We start from the raw sequence: 14,851 nt of genomic DNA on the forward strand, positions 1-14,851 counted from the left end.
TCAAGAAACTGAGCAAGAAAATGGCTCAAAACTAGAAAAAAGGATAAGATCTTAAACTGACCTTATCCCTTTTTCATGAGTTGAAGCTTTTTGTCTCAGCCTCTTTTTTGTAACCAATTTCTTATATGAGAGTTAGAAATTTTGCCTGTTTTATTTGAGGCTTCACTTTTCGAGTTTTTTAAGGTGCTTAGTTATATTCATAATTGCAAGAATACATCTTTATATGACTCAAATTTCAAACGGTATTTACCAGTTTAGTCAAGTATGATAAAATAGAAAAGTCACAGTATTAAGAAATTAAGGAGACAATGATGAAAAAAGTATTTAAATACACAGCCTTGCTTGTGGCAGGTGTGAGCTTAACAGCCTGTGCTTTGCTTCCAAGTCCAAATAAAAAACATTCTGGTAAGCCAAGTCAGGAGACAACTGTCAAAAAATCAGCCAGCAATGGGCAGGTTGATATCCAGATTAAGGATGGTCAGTTCATTATGCCAAGCGACGGATCAGCTGATGCCAAATACTTGGCCTTGTCTTTGGAAATTAAGAATAAAACAAATGATAAGATTATGATTTCCTCCTCAGACATTGGTTTTTATGATTCAGAGGGAGAAAAGATCCAGCCAGTCGGAGTCTATGACGACAAAGAAAACTTTAAAACACTGAGCTATGAAGATTTAGCGGAAGGAAAAACTCTTTCTGGTAATCTGGTCTTTAAAGTGGAAGATGGCAAGAAATATGAACTTCACTATGAGAAAAAAACCTACGGCTCCGATGAAAAAGCAGAAGCCATCAAACTAAAGGTTGATCCTACGAAATATCCGAATCACGTTGACGAATCAAAGAAGTTAGCTTCTGATTATCTCAATGCTGTTTTCTTGGGAGGAGAAGCAAAGACAAAATCCTCTAAAGACAAAGGCGATTTGGTTTTAGGTGGCAATTTGGAGCAAGATAAAAAAGATTATAGAGCAGCTTTTACAGCAGATTTCACACGTAAATTACATGATTATCCCTTTAGTGATGATGAAATCAATGCTTTCATTGATGCCTATGTGAAAAGTAATGCCAAACGCTCAGAAATTGATTACACAGTAGCGCAGTACATGCCAAATTCAATCGTTATCAAGATCAAACCGAGAACGGTCAGTCTAAATAAAACCATGTATACCTACCGTCAAGATTTTTATGACAAGCATCGCTCTGAATATGGAAGCCTGAGTGACGTCTACAAAGCTACCGATAAGAGCTACGCTAATGACATGATGGCTGGAATGGATTCACGTCCTCTCCTCACACCAGAACGAGATTATCAGTTGAAATTTGTCAAAACAGATGGCAAGTGGGTCCTAGAACGTGATTATTCTTATGAATCTATCGTCAGAGCTTTTGAAGGCGATATATCTTAATAGCAAGATGAGAGGGCAGATGCTTCATTCTGCTCTCTATTTATTTTGTTTCCTGGTCTAGCTTTGTGCTATACTGGAGGGTAGATATGTAGAGTAAAGGAGTCTACCATGAAAAAAATCTATGATACATTAGTAAAAACGCGTCATTATCTCCATCAGCATCCAGAGCTGTCTGGTCAAGAGTATGAAACGACAGCCTTTCTAAGCCGTTATTTGCAAGACTTAGGAATTAAAATCTTGGACTCTGGCTTAGAGACGGGCTTGATTGCCGAAATCGGTCAAGGAGAACCAGTGATCGCTTTAAGGGCAGATATTGATGCCCTGCCCATTTTAGAGAAGACAGGTCTGCCTTACGCTAGCCAAAATCCTGGTGTCATGCATGCCTGCGGTCATGATTTTCATCAGACTAGTCTTTTGGGAGCGGCAGAGTTGCTTAAGGCTATGGAAGAAGATTTACAGGGAACCATTCGTCTGATTTTTCAGCCAGCCGAGGAAACCTCTCAAGGAGCCAGTCAAGTTTTGGCTACGGGCTTGCTGGACGATGTAGTTGCGATGATCGGTTTTCACAATATGCCCCAGTTAAAAGCTGGACAAATAGCCTTGAAGCCGGGAGCCATGATGGCAGGTGTGGAAAAGTTCAAGGTGACTGTGGAGGGAGTCAGTAGCCATGCGGCTCGACCAGATCTGGGAGTGGATACGGTGCTGACCCTGACCAGCATGATTCAAAATCTTCAGTCACTGGTTTCTCGGACGGTCTCGCCCTTTGAGCCAGTTGTTTTATCTGTGACCCACATTGAGGCTGGGGCGACTTGGAATGTCTTGCCTCAAAATGGCTTATTTGAAGGCACCATTCGTTGTTTTAATCCTGATTTGCAAAAGCGTTTGAAGGCGGATTTTATCCGTATTGTGGAGCATACAGCGGGGAATTTCGGTGCTAAGGTCGCTATTGTTTGGGATCAGACTCCGCCAGTGACCTATAATGATCCAGAGTTAAGCGATCTTATTTTTAAAAATTCTCAGAATATCGGGGAGCTATTGACTGCCCAGCCGTCTTCAGCTGGCGAAGACTTTGCCTTTTATCAAGAAAAAATCCCTGGTGTCTTTGCTTTTATCGGCTCAAATGGTGCAGCAGATGCGCCTGACCTGCACCATGATAGCATGACGATTGACGATGCGGCCTTTCAGGTCTCCGTACCTTACTATGTCGAAAACGGCCTCTTCCTCCTCAAGCACTATAAGAAATAACTATAGTCTTTCATAGAAAATAAGAACTAGGCAAGCCCCTTTTCTTTTGTTATCATAGAAAAACAAGATTTCGATATTTTTAAATAGCTTGAATAATCGAATCAGTGATAAAGAAAATCTATCACCTTGATAAAAAATATATAATGGTCAGGATTTTCGACTTTTGGTATGATAGAAACATGCTCTTTAGGAGGAGATAGGGATATGAATATTAAAAAAATATTGAAGTATACTGCCACTGCTATGGTAGGAAGTCTTGCAGTTGGGTTGCTTGTAGCCTGCTCGTCTTCTGCAAGTAAAGACAGTGCTACAAAGAAAAAGACGATTGAAGTCGGAACGGTTGGAACAACTAAGCCTTTCTCTTATGAGGATAAGGACGGAAAACTAACTGGTTACGAAATTGAAGTGCTTCGTGAAATCTTTAAAGGTTCAGATAAGTACGAGGTCAACTTCAACAAAACCAAATGGGCTTCAGTTTTCTCTGGCTTGGACAGTGACCGCTACCAAATCGGTGCCAATAACATCAGTTATTCAGAAGACCGTGCTGGTAAATACCTCTATACCAACCCTTACGCTAAAAACCCAACCGTCTTGGTGGTTCGTAAAGGAGTGAATATCAAGTCGCTGGATGATATCGGAGGCAAGTCTACTGAGGTTGTTCAAGGTACTTCAACAGCCAAACAACTGGAAAAGTACAATGAAGAACATAGTGATAATCCAACAACCATCAACTTTACAGATGGAACTATTCAGCAAAGCTTAGTTAACTTGAATGATGGCCGCTCAGACTACAAGATCTTTGAGCGTATCACAGTAGATACTATTATCAAAGACCAAGGCCTAGATAATGTCGAAGTTATTGAACTTCCAAGTGACCAACAACCGTATGTCTATCCAATCCTTGCTTCAGGACAAGAAGAGCTTCAAGCATTCATGAACAAGCGGATCAAGGAACTCTACGAGGATGGCACACTTGAAAAATTATCAAAAGATTTCTTTGGCGGCACTTATTTGCCAGATGCCAAGGATATCAAGTAAGTTCTGATTTTCTTTACTTTAAATAATCGAAAATAACTTACAACCCTTTCATTAGAAAAAACATATTTTATAAGGAGATGATCTCATGGAATTGAAAAAATGGTTTGGCGCAACAGCACTCTTAGCTGTAGCAGCATTTGGTTTGGCTGCTTGCTCGTCTTCAACATCAAAAGATGCTAAGTCAGCAGATAGTTCAACGGTGGCTGTAAAAGTTGGTGTGATGAGTCTCAGCGATACAGAAGAAGCACGTTGGAACAAGGTTCAGGAAATCCTTGATAAGGATAAAGCAGGTGTTAAATTGGAGTTCACCCAATTTACAGACTATTCTCAACCTAACCAAGCAGTTCGTGACGGCGATGTAGATATCAATGCCTTCCAGCATTACTACTACCTGAAAAACTGGAATAAAGAAAACAATGCTGACTTGGTGTCTGTAGCAGATACATATATCGCACCAATCCGCCTTTACTCTGGTACTAAAGATGGCAAAAACAAATATACTGATGTAAAAGGTATTCCAGAAAACGGAAGCATTGCCGTGCCAAATGACCCAACAAACGAAAGCCGTGCCTTGAACCTTCTTCAAGCAGCTGGTTTGATTAAGTTGGACGTGGATTCAACGAAACTTGCGACTGTTGCTAACATTAAAGAAAACAAGAAAAACTTGAAAATTTCTGAATTGGACGCTTCTCAAACAGCAGCTTCTCTTACTTCTGTAGATGCAGCGGTTGTCAACAATACCTTCGTTCGCGAAGCTGGTATTGACTACAAGAGCGCTCTTTACAAAGAAAAGACAGATGAAAATTCTAAACTTTGGTACAATCTGATTGCTGCTAAGAAAGATTGGGAAAAATCTGACAAGGCAGATGCCATCAAGAAAATTATCAAGGCTTACCATACTGACGAAGTTAAGAAAGTCATTGAAGAATCTTCAGATGGTATGGATCAATCAGTTTGGTGAGATTTATAGAAAATAATTGAAGATAGAAAGGGCGGGGGAATGGATTTCTCCAGCCCTTTATCTGCTATTAGTTAGAGTTTTTATCAGCGGAGATGACTTAGCAATATTAAAACGCAGAGTCATAAATTTACATGATAGCAAGTCTTTGTTCTTTCGTGAATCATAGCAGATAATCTTTAAACAGATGTGATTAGTAGGAGTTATACATGCCTTTCTCAACTGAGAGTGAACAAATTAAAAAGTTTGAAAATGATGAGGTGGCCCAACACTATTTTGAGGTGTTGCGGACTTTGATTTCTAAAAAGTCTATCTTTGCCCAGCAAATTGGGCTCAAGGAGGTGGCTACATATCTGGGAGAAATTTTCACTGCTGCAGGTGCTAAAGTGATGATTGATGACAGTTACAGGGCTCCCTTTGTATTGGCAGAGTTTCAGTCGGACAATCCTGAGGCCAAGACTATCATTTTCTATCACCACTATGATACAGTGCCGGCCGATAGTGACCAGCCTTGGACCAACGATCCTTTTACTTTGTCGGTCCACTACGGTGTTATGTATGGCCGCGGTGTAGATGATGACAAAGGGCACATTACTGCGCGTTTGACAGCGGTGCGTAAGTATATCCGAGAGCATGGTTCGCTGCCAGTCAATATCATCTTCATGATGGAGGGAGCAGAGGAGTCAGCTTCGACAGACTTGGATAAATATCTGGCCAAGCATAAGAAACAATTGCGGGGAGCAGATCTGCTGGTTTGGGAGCAGGGCGCGCGTAATAATCTAGGCCAGCTTGAAATTTCTGGTGGAAATAAGGGGATTGTCACCTTTGATATGTCTGTTCGCAGTGCGGAAGTTGATATTCATTCTAGCTATGGCGGTGTCATTAATTCAGCTTCTTGGTATTTGATGGATGCTATCTCTAGCCTGCGTAGTGCTGACGGTCGGATTTTGGTGGAGGGCATCTATGAGCAAGTACAGGAGCCCAATGAGCGAGAGCTAGCTTTGATTGCCCAGTACGCTCTGAAGACACCAGAAGAGTTGAAGGAAATTTACGGCCTCCAGCTTCCAGTCTTGAAAGAGGACAGGCAGGAATTTCTGCGTCGCTTCTATTTTGAGCCAGCCATTAACATTGAAGGCTTTGGTTCGGGCTATCAGGGACAAGGAGTCAAAACCATCCTCCCAGCTTATGCATCTGCCAAGATGGAAGTACGATTGGTACCAGGCTTAGAGCCCCATGATGTCTTGGATAAGATTCGCAAGCAACTGGACAAAAATGGCTATGATAAGGTAGAATTAACTTATACATTGGGAGAAATGAGCTATCGTAGTGATATGAGTGCCCCTTCTATCCTGAATGTGATTGAGCTGGCCAAGGATTTTTATCCAGAGGGCATCTCGGTGCTTCCGACCTCGGCAGGAACAGGACCTATGCATACAGTTTTTGAGGCTTTGGAAGTTCCGATGGCTGCATTTGGCTTGGGGAATGCTAACAGTCGGGATCATGGTGGCGATGAAAATGTCAAGATTGCCGATTATTATACCCATATTGAATTAATCAAGGAGTTAATCAGAAGTTATGAGCAATGAAATTATCAAATTAGACCGTATTGATGTCACATTTACACAGAAAAATCGTGTCATCAAGGCGGTTGAAGATGTGACCATTCACATCAATCAGGGGGATATTTACGGTATCGTGGGTTATTCTGGTGCCGGAAAGTCAACTTTGGTGCGGGTTATTAACCTCCTGCAGAAGCCATCTGGTGGTCGCATCACTGTGGATGGGACAGTCCTGTATGACAAAGAAAGCGTCCAATTAAATGCGACTCAACTGCGGGAAAAGCGCAAGGACATTGGCATGATTTTCCAGCATTTCAATCTGATGGCCCAGATGACGGCTAAGGAAAATGTCGCATTTGCCTTGAAGCACTCTTCCTTGTCTGCTGCTGAAAAAGAGGAGAAGGTTCGTAAACTTTTAGAACTGGTAGGTCTGGAAGATCGAGCGGATAATTATCCGTCTCAGCTGTCTGGCGGTCAGAAGCAGCGTGTGGCGATTGCTAGAGCCTTGGCCAATGATCCGAAAATCTTGATTTCAGATGAAGCGACTTCGGCATTGGATCCTAAAACAACTAAGCAAATTTTGGCCTTGCTTCAGGATTTGAATCAAAAGTTGGGGCTGACGATTGTACTGATCACGCACGAAATGCAGATTGTCAAAGATATTGCTAATCGTGTAGCTGTTATGCAGAATGGGAAATTGATCGAGGAAGGCTCGGTTTTGGATATCTTTACCAATCCACAGAACGAATTGACTCAAGACTTTATCACAACGGCAACAGGTATCACTGAAGCGATGGTTAAAATCAATCAACAGAAGATTGTTCAAGATCTGCCAGTAGATTCTGTATTGGCGCATTTGAAGTATGCTGGTACGGTGACAGATACAGCCATTATCAACGATATCTACAAGCAGTATCAAGTTTCAGCCAATATTTTACATGCTAACATTGAGATTTTAGACAATGTGCCTGTCGGGGAGATGGTAGTCATTTTGTCAGGGAATGCAGAAAATCTTGCGTCTGCTCAAAGCAATTTGCAAGCTGCTGGCGTAGAATTAAATGTGCTTAAGGGAGGAATTTAGATTGATAGACTTGATTAAAACATTTTTGCCCAATGTCTATAAGATGGGCTGGGCTGGTCAGGCTGGCTGGGGAACAGCGATTTATCTGACCCTTTATATGACGATTATTTCTTTCCTAATCGGTGGCATTCTAGGCTTGATCGCTGGACTTTTCCTGGTATTGACAGCGCCAGGTGGTATTTTAGAAAATAAAACAGCCTTTTTCATCTTGGACAAGGTCACATCCATCTTTCGGGCAATTCCCTTTATCATTCTCCTAGCTTTGATCAATCCTTTCACACGGATGATTGTGGGCACAGGGATTGGTCCAACAGCGGCTCTGGTACCCTTGTCTTTGGCGGTCTTCCCTTTCTTTGCCCGTCAGGTGCAGGTGGTTCTATCAGAATTAGACCGCGGTGTGATTGAAGCAGCGCAGGCGGTTGGGGCTAACTCATGGGATATTATCGGCGTTTACCTGCGTGAAGGCTTACCAGACTTGATTCGGGTGACAACAGTGACCCTAATCTCGCTAGTTGGTGAAACAGCTATGGCGGGAGCGATCGGTGCAGGTGGCCTTGGGAACGTAGCGATTGCCTACGGTTATCAACGTTTCAACCAAGACGTGACCATTTTAGCGACTGTTTTGCTCTTGCTTCTTATCTTCTTTATCCAGTTTCTGGGAGATTTCCTAACTAGAAAGATCAGTCATCGCTAGACAGAGAGCGGGACAGAAATCGGTAATTCGTTAGAATTCGATTTCGTCGTCCCACCTCCGCGCAGTTGAGTAGGGCTCGACAATCCAAAGACAATTTAGAGGCTAGGACTTTTGTCCCAGCCTCCTTTTGTCAGCTATCCTCCTTTGAAAAGTCTGAAAATTTAATTTACATTCTATTTTCATAATGCTATAATAAATAAAGCTAAGTATAGAAAAATAGCATAATACATTACTTCTTGGCAGTGCTGGATTTTGCCCATGCCGAGGAAAGTTGCTTTAATAAACAACTAGTTTTCCTAGGAAGAAAGCTTATCAAGGATGTTAGATCTACAAACCTTGCTAGAACTTCCTCCTGCAGGAAGGATGGCAAAGCATGAAATGCGCATTTGCACGTATCAAGGATATAGCTATCAATAATTTTATGAAGTTTTAGCTTCACAATTAGAAAGGATTCAATAATGACATCGTTAACACTGAAAGAGTTAAAATGGACGGGAGTCTTTGCTCTGCTCTACTTTCTCTGTGTCGGACTAGGAGTACTAGTAGGTCACTTTTTTGACAATGCTGGCAATATGCTCTATGCTCCAGTCTTTGCTGCAGTTTTTGGCGGAAGCGTTTATATGTTGCTGCAAAGTAAGATTAAAAAATTTGGAGCGATCAGCTTAGTAGGCCTAATAATGGGAGGCTTCTTCCTTCTGTCTGGTCATTTTATGATTGCTGGTCTGCCGGGCTTGGTGTTCGGTCTCTTGGCAGACATGATTGCAGGCTTGGGTAAATACGAAAATAAATTCTTGAATCTGCTTTCCTTTGTTTGTTTCTCTTTTGTTAATTCAGGCCCTATTATCCTCATGTGGCTAGCGCGGCGAGCTTATATTGATAGCTTGGTGGCGCGTGGTAAGACAGCGGAATACATCAATCGGATTTTGCTGCCATTGGATTTCCCGACCATTGCTAGTTTTATCGTGATGGTAGTGGCAGGTGCTTTAATCGGTGGTCTGCTGGGCCAATATCTGGTAAAGAAACGCAGTGAAAAAGCTGCCTCTCAGTCATAAAAAGTCAAGCCAGATGAAAGTTGCTGGATTTTCCTATCCTAGCTTGCTCAAGGAATTGTTCTGGCATAAGTTTGATCCAGAAAAAACTAGCTTGCATGCTATATCTTTGAGAAATAGACGGTTATAAAAAAATTCTATGCCTCCAGCTCTAGCGAAAAGAGCCTAATTTTGGTAAGATTAGAAGACTTGGAGAATATCAGGCTCAAGGCCTGGGAGGAATAAGATGAACAACATATTAGTGCTGCAGTCGGACTTCGGTCTGGTAGATGGAGCAGTGTCGGCTATGATTGGAGTGGCTTTGGAGGAATCACCAACGCTGAAAATCCATCATTTGACCCATGACATCACCCCTTACAATATCTTTGAGGGTAGTTATCGTCTCTTTCAAACGGTAGATTATTGGCCAGAGGGAACAACTTTTGTTTCAGTCGTGGATCCGGGAGTGGGTTCCAAGCGGAAAAGCGTGGTTGCTAAGACCAGTAAAAATCAATATATCGTGACACCTGATAATGGTACTCTGTCCTTTATCAAAAAGCATGTCGGTATCGTAGCTATTCGTGAGATTTCAGAAGTGGAAAATCGTCGCAAGAATACCGAGCATTCTTATACTTTCCACGGGCGAGATGTCTATGCCTACACAGGTGCCAAGCTGGCTAGCGGCCATATCAGTTTTGAGGAAGTTGGCCCAGAGTTGAGTGTCGAAGAAATTGTCGAAATCCCTGTTGTCGAAACACGGATAGCAGATAATTTGGTCAGCGGAGCCATTGATATTTTGGATGTTCGCTTTGGCTCGCTTTGGACTTCGATTACGCGCGAGGAGTTCTGCACCTTAGAGCCCAGCTTTGGCGACCGTTTTGAAGTCACCATTTACAACAATGATATGCTGGTTTATCAAAACCAAGTGACCTATGGCAAGTCCTTTGCGGATGTTCGTATTGGCCAGCCGATTTTATACATCAATTCCCTCTATCGGGTGGGCTTGGCTATTAACCAAGGTTCCTTTGCCAAGGCTTATAATGTTGGTGTTGGTGCTCAATGGCATATTGAGATTAAACGTATAGAAAACTAAAGGAGAAATTATGAAAAAGAAATTTTTAGATACAAAGTTTACCATTAAAGAAGTTGTTGCAACGGGGATTGGGGCTGCGCTTTTTGTAGTCATTGGGATGATTAGCATTCCAACACCTGTCCCCAATACTAGTATTCAGCTGCAATATGCGGTTCAGGCCCTCTTCAGTGTCGTTTTTGGTCCCTTTGTTGGCTTCCTAATGGGCTTGATTGGTCACGTTATCAAAGACGCTATGGCTGGCTACGGTCTCTGGTGGTCATGGATTATCGCTAGTGCCTTCTTTGGTTTCATTCTTGGTCTGTTTAAAAATCGCATTCGTGCAGCAGAAGGTATTTTTGAAGTGAAGGACATCGTCAACTTCAATATCTTCCAGCTTTTGGCCAATGCTTTTGTCTGGCTCTTGGTCGCTCCAATTGGCGATATCTTGATTTATAGCGAGCCGGTCAATAAGGTCTTTGTGCAAGGCTTTGTGGCAACTCTGTCCAATGGAGTGACAGTTGCTGTAGCAGGAACCTTGCTCTTACTAGCCTACGCCCGTACTCAGACTCGCTCAGGCAGCCTTAAGAAAGATTAATCAAACTAGATATTACAAGATTGGGAAAGTCCCAATCTTTTTTTGTACAAAATAAAAAACAAAATGTAATTTATATATTGCATTATTTAAAATATATTGTATAATGGACTTATGAAGATGAAAGGAGCGCAGATATGAATAAGAAAGGGAATAATCTGCTTACACCACTTATTTGTCTTGTATCGGCGATAGTTCTACTAGTTGTTGGCATGATTCAGAAAGATCAAACCTTTATCATAATCGCTTGTGCTAATGCCGCCCTTGGCTCTGCTTTCTACGCCATAGATGGGCAAAAGAATGACGATAAGGATGGTGGCCATGGCAAAAAATCTTAGGTTAAAAATGGCAAGGGCTGAGCATGACATGACTCAAGGCGACTTGGCTGATGCCATTGGTGTGACTCGTCAGACCATTGGCCTGATTGAGGCAGGCAAGTACAATCCCAGTCTTAGTCTATGCTTGGCCATTTGCAAATGCCTCAATAAAACGCTGGATCAGTTGTTTTGGGAAGAATAGGAAGAAAGTGAGAAAGAAAATGAAGGACAAACCACAAAAAGTCTATACAGACGAGCGGACTTTACAACTTGAGCGAAAATTAGGAAATGAAGTTGCATTTTTTGCGATCATCTTGCTCCTTATTTCTATTTTTATCAAAATCATGATTTGGCATGTGCCAGTAGAAGGCTACTTACCGGAAATTCTAGTTATTTTGGCTATGGAAATCTATGCTGGAATTCGTAGCTGGCAGTTGGGGCTTGATATCAGACGCTACAAGCCATCTATTGGGCATAGGAGTTTCAGAAGTCGTTTGGCTAACGGAGCTATCTTAGCGATTGTAATCGTGGCTGTTCAGATGTGGAGTGGAAATTCAATTATTCGACTATTCTTTCGCCATCATCCAATCTTGCAATTTATTTTTATTGTAGCTTTGATAACTGCCTTTTCTAGTATATTTGATCAGTTGGTCGATTATTTTTATCAGAAGAGACAGGTTTTATTGGACCAAGAACTAGAAAATGATGAGAATTAGAATCAATGAATCTTTAACTTATAAATAAGAAAGTGAGTAAAAAAATGAAGAAGCAGCCTGTTATAAAAGATGAACGAACAGAAAAATTGGACGGAAAAGTTGCAGGGGAGTTAGTGCTAGGAATGTTCCTTTTCTTGGCTATCTCTGTATTTTTCAAAGCCTATATCCTCCATCTAAGCTTACTGGCCTATCTGCCAGAAGGTATTCTGCTTACCCTAGTAGGTCTATATGCCTTGCTTCGTCGCATAAGCCTAGGCATTGATGTTCGCGATATGGTGAGAGAGGAAAAATGGGCAGAGCGTTTTGGCGGTGGAATTGTCTTTGTTCTCATTGTTATAGGCATTGATTCCTTTGGTCAGCGAGAAAGTCTGGCCAGTATGTTCAGCATTTTGTATCTGCTCAAGCTGGCTCTTGCAATGCTACTGTTTATGCTTGGAAGCTTGACCATGGACAAGATCAGTCTTTATCTAAACAGTAAAGGTCAGGCAAAGCTCGATCAGGAATTGGAGGATGAAGAATGACTTGGTTGAAACGATTAGTCTGGGTTGGCTGTGCTTTCTTAGCCATGGCCTTGTATGTCCTCCCTATGCTGTTTCAGCAGATAGCAATCATTTATCAATTTCCCAAACAGTGGACTATCGGTCTTGGGCTTTTGCTGATAATCCTCATTTTGCTGGTCTTTGTCGTGGTAGCAAAGAAAACTGGAATTTTATCTCCTTCTGGGAAAATCTTTCAAAAAGGAGATGGGAAGCGAATTGCTCTAGGCCTCTTAGGCATGATTCTCATATCTGTCCTTGGGACGGTACTACTACGGTGGCTGCATGGAGAAGTGACAACGGCTAATCAGGCATCTTTGATGGAGGAGTTTCGAAGAGGAGATATCATTTTATTGTCCATCATGCTTGGAGTCTTAGCGCCTATCGCAGAAGAAATTATTTTCCGTGGTATCATTCCTCAAAAAATCTTTAAAGGCTATGAAAGCTGGGGCTATATCATAGGCGGACTACTCTTTGCGATTTTTCATGGCCCAACCAATATCATGTCCTTTGTGATTTATGGTGGTGCATCTGTGATTTTGACCTTGCTGGCTTACCGAACTCGGCGCTTGGAAGTCAGTATTGCAGTTCACATGATAAATAATGGACTTCCTGCCATTCTTATGTTGTTAATCCCTATTTTGGGAGTAGAAGTATAGGAGCTTGAAATGAAAATGAAACTTATTAAACGTCAAATTTTAGACGAACGGGAAGAGCAGCTGGTCAACAAAGCTGGTATGGAGAGTTTCAGTCTCATGCTATGTGGCAGTTTAGCTTTATATATGGGTTCTGTAGCTATGAATGGGGGAGTCGTTCACTATCAGCCCTTCTTGGTACTGATTCTCATCACCAGTTTTTATTTCATGTGTCGAGCTCAGTATCTGGGGGCTAATTATTACAATAGTTTCAGTCTGACCATCTGGGGTGTGCTGGCTGCGACAGGATTTCTGACTCTTTTGATTGCCTGCCAGAATTTTCAGCTCAATCATACTATTTATCATAATAGTATTTTTCACCCCATGTTTCTTTTGGTCATTTTGGTTACATTTTGCATTCATCTTCCCTTGATGCTGCTGGTCAATATTTTCTTGGAGTATATAAACAAATGGCAGAAAAAACGCTTTGAGAAGTATTTGGATCAATTGGAAGAAGAGCGATAACTTGTCCTTCTCATTTAAACTTTCCAGCTTTGCTATTTTTCAAACAAATATTTTGCCCAGTTTTTTCAATCAGGTTATAATAAATAGATGAATTAAAAATTCAGAAAATTTTATAGAGAAAAGAGAGTTGAAATCTTATGGCAAAAGATATTCGCGTCCTGCTTTACTACAAATATGTTCCCATTGAGAATGCTGAGCAATTTGCAGCTGATCATCTAGCCTTCTGTAAATCTATCGGTCTTAAAGGCCGTATCTTGGTAGCTGATGAGGGAATCAACGGAACGGTTTCTGGTGACTATGAGACCACTCAAAAATACATGGATTATGTGCACAGCCTTCCGGGCATGGAAGACCTTTGGTTCAAGATTGACGAAGAAAACGAGCAAGCTTTCAAGAAAATGTTTGTTCGCTACAAGAAGGAAATTGTGCACTTGGGCTTGGAAGACAATGACTTTGACAATGACATCAACCCGTTGGAGACGACAGGAGCTTACCTATCACCTAAGGAATTTAAGGAAACACTCTTGGACGAAGACACTGTTGTCCTAGATACCCGTAACGACTATGAGTACGATCTGGGTCACTTCCGCGGGGCCATTCGTCCAGACATCCGCAACTTCCGTGAGTTGCCGCAATGGGTTCGTGATAACAAAGAGAAGTTCATGGACAAGCGCGTGGTTGTTTACTGTACCGGTGGTGTTCGCTGTGAGAAATTCTCAGGCTGGATGGTTCGTGAAGGATACAAGGATGTCGGTCAGCTTCATGGCGGTATCGTGACTTACGGCAAGGATCCAGAAGTTCAAGGTGAGCTTTGGGACGGTAAGATGTATGTCTTTGATGAGCGTATCTCCGTTGATATCAACCATGTTGATCCAGTTGTGATTGGGAAAGACTGGTTTGATGGTACTCCTTGTGAGCGCTATGTCAACTGTGGCAATCCAGAGTGTAACCGCCGCATCCTGACTTCAGAAGAAAACGAAGACAAGTACCTCCGTGGCTGCTCTCACGAATGCCGTGTTCACCCTCGCAACCGCTATGTGACTGAAAACGGCCTAAGCCAGGCAGAAGTGATAGAGCGTCTGGCTGCGATTGGAGAAAGCTTGGAAACATTGGTGGCTCAATAATCGCATAGTGAAGATAAGAAACTTTAGACGGATAGCGTCTAAAGTTTTTTCATTATTTAGTTGCAGCTTAGCTTTTCTTTATTCATGTTTCGATGTTTTGTCCTTTCTTTTTGATGTGATATAATGGGCTTAATAAATGAGAAAGGAGCAAGTCTATGTCTAAAGCTATCATGGAAGAAGTGGCAGCGTATCTGCGTCAGTATGCAGATGAAGAGCTGAGTCTGACCGATTTGGCTCAGTATTTCCACTATAGCCCTTCCCATCTATCCAGAACTTTCAAGAAAAAGATGGGCTTTTCTATCAAGCAATATATGGAAGCTCTTAAGAT

The 14,851-nt window shown here is 41.9% G+C and carries 17 protein-coding genes and 1 pseudogene; all 18 read left to right on the forward strand.

Annotation, left to right across the window (positions count from 1 at the left end):
* Nucleotides 1–308 precede the first annotated feature (308 nt).
* Nucleotides 309–1,403, forward strand: coding sequence for a DUF4352 domain-containing protein (locus tag SCRDD08_RS02790; protein WP_196756162.1), 1,095 nt, complete (start codon nt 309–311; stop codon nt 1,401–1,403).
* A gap of 108 nt (nt 1,404–1,511) precedes the next feature.
* Nucleotides 1,512–2,648, forward strand: coding sequence for an amidohydrolase (locus SCRDD08_RS02795; protein WP_061422347.1), 1,137 nt, complete (start codon nt 1,512–1,514; stop codon nt 2,646–2,648).
* A 204-nt stretch (nt 2,649–2,852) separates the two neighbouring features.
* Nucleotides 2,853–3,686, forward strand: a complete 834-nt coding sequence (locus SCRDD08_RS02800; RefSeq protein WP_061422348.1) for a transporter substrate-binding domain-containing protein — start codon at nt 2,853–2,855, stop codon at nt 3,684–3,686.
* A gap of 85 nt (nt 3,687–3,771) precedes the next feature.
* Nucleotides 3,772–4,647 carry a MetQ/NlpA family ABC transporter substrate-binding protein gene (locus tag SCRDD08_RS02805; RefSeq protein ID WP_061422349.1) on the forward strand — a complete coding sequence of 292 codons (876 nt, stop codon included), beginning with the start codon at nt 3,772–3,774 and terminating at the stop codon, nt 4,645–4,647.
* Between the two features lie 206 nt (nt 4,648–4,853).
* Complete coding sequence (locus SCRDD08_RS02810) at nt 4,854–6,230, forward strand: M20/M25/M40 family metallo-hydrolase (protein WP_061422350.1); 1,377 nt, start codon at nt 4,854–4,856, stop codon at nt 6,228–6,230.
* On the forward strand, nt 6,220–7,284 hold the full coding sequence (locus SCRDD08_RS02815; protein ID WP_061422351.1) for a methionine ABC transporter ATP-binding protein: 1,065 nt from the start codon (nt 6,220–6,222) through the stop codon (nt 7,282–7,284). Before SCRDD08_RS02810 ends, SCRDD08_RS02815 begins: the two co-directional genes overlap by 11 nt.
* A gap of 1 nt (nt 7,285) precedes the next feature.
* Nucleotides 7,286–7,978 (forward strand): methionine ABC transporter permease, encoded by a 693-nt coding sequence (locus SCRDD08_RS02820; RefSeq protein WP_005591809.1) that lies wholly within the window; start codon nt 7,286–7,288, stop codon nt 7,976–7,978.
* A 458-nt stretch (nt 7,979–8,436) separates the two neighbouring features.
* Complete coding sequence (locus tag SCRDD08_RS02825) at nt 8,437–9,030, forward strand: MptD family putative ECF transporter S component (RefSeq protein WP_061422352.1); 594 nt, start codon at nt 8,437–8,439, stop codon at nt 9,028–9,030.
* Between the two features lie 223 nt (nt 9,031–9,253).
* Nucleotides 9,254–10,099, forward strand: coding sequence for an SAM hydrolase/SAM-dependent halogenase family protein (locus SCRDD08_RS02830; RefSeq protein ID WP_061422353.1), 846 nt, complete (start codon nt 9,254–9,256; stop codon nt 10,097–10,099).
* A 10-nt stretch (nt 10,100–10,109) separates the two neighbouring features.
* Complete coding sequence (locus tag SCRDD08_RS02835) at nt 10,110–10,673, forward strand: ECF-type riboflavin transporter substrate-binding protein (RefSeq protein WP_061422354.1); 564 nt, start codon at nt 10,110–10,112, stop codon at nt 10,671–10,673.
* 134 nt (nt 10,674–10,807) lie between these two features.
* Nucleotides 10,808–11,008 (forward strand): hypothetical protein, encoded by a 201-nt coding sequence (locus SCRDD08_RS02840; RefSeq protein ID WP_061422355.1) that lies wholly within the window; start codon nt 10,808–10,810, stop codon nt 11,006–11,008.
* Complete coding sequence (locus SCRDD08_RS02845; protein WP_005591814.1) at nt 10,992–11,189, forward strand: helix-turn-helix transcriptional regulator; 198 nt, start codon at nt 10,992–10,994, stop codon at nt 11,187–11,189. The genes SCRDD08_RS02840 and SCRDD08_RS02845 overlap by 17 nt, the downstream gene beginning before the upstream one ends.
* Nucleotides 11,190–11,208: 19 nt before the next feature.
* Entirely contained in the window at nt 11,209–11,703 is a 495-nt protein-coding gene (locus SCRDD08_RS02850) for a DUF6773 family protein (protein ID WP_061422356.1), read from the forward strand.
* A 32-nt stretch (nt 11,704–11,735) separates the two neighbouring features.
* Nucleotides 11,736–12,224, forward strand: coding sequence for a DUF6773 family protein (locus SCRDD08_RS02855; RefSeq protein WP_231089320.1), 489 nt, complete (start codon nt 11,736–11,738; stop codon nt 12,222–12,224).
* Entirely contained in the window at nt 12,221–12,898 is a 678-nt protein-coding gene (locus SCRDD08_RS02860) for a CPBP family intramembrane glutamic endopeptidase (protein ID WP_061422358.1), read from the forward strand. The genes SCRDD08_RS02855 and SCRDD08_RS02860 overlap by 4 nt, the downstream gene beginning before the upstream one ends.
* A 9-nt stretch (nt 12,899–12,907) precedes the next feature.
* Nucleotides 12,908–13,399, forward strand: a complete 492-nt coding sequence (locus SCRDD08_RS02865) for a DUF6773 family protein (RefSeq protein ID WP_061422359.1) — start codon at nt 12,908–12,910, stop codon at nt 13,397–13,399.
* 137 nt (nt 13,400–13,536) lie between these two features.
* A complete protein-coding gene (gene trhO, locus SCRDD08_RS02870; RefSeq protein ID WP_061422360.1) occupies nt 13,537–14,523 on the forward strand; it encodes an oxygen-dependent tRNA uridine(34) hydroxylase TrhO in 987 nt (328 codons plus the stop codon).
* Nucleotides 14,524–14,678: 155 nt separating this feature from the next.
* Nucleotides 14,679–14,851 (forward strand): annotated as a pseudogene (locus tag SCRDD08_RS11800) (AraC family transcriptional regulator); the annotation flags it as partial.

This window comes from Streptococcus cristatus, assembly GCF_001578775.1.
Classification (GTDB): domain Bacteria; phylum Bacillota; class Bacilli; order Lactobacillales; family Streptococcaceae; genus Streptococcus; species Streptococcus cristatus_A.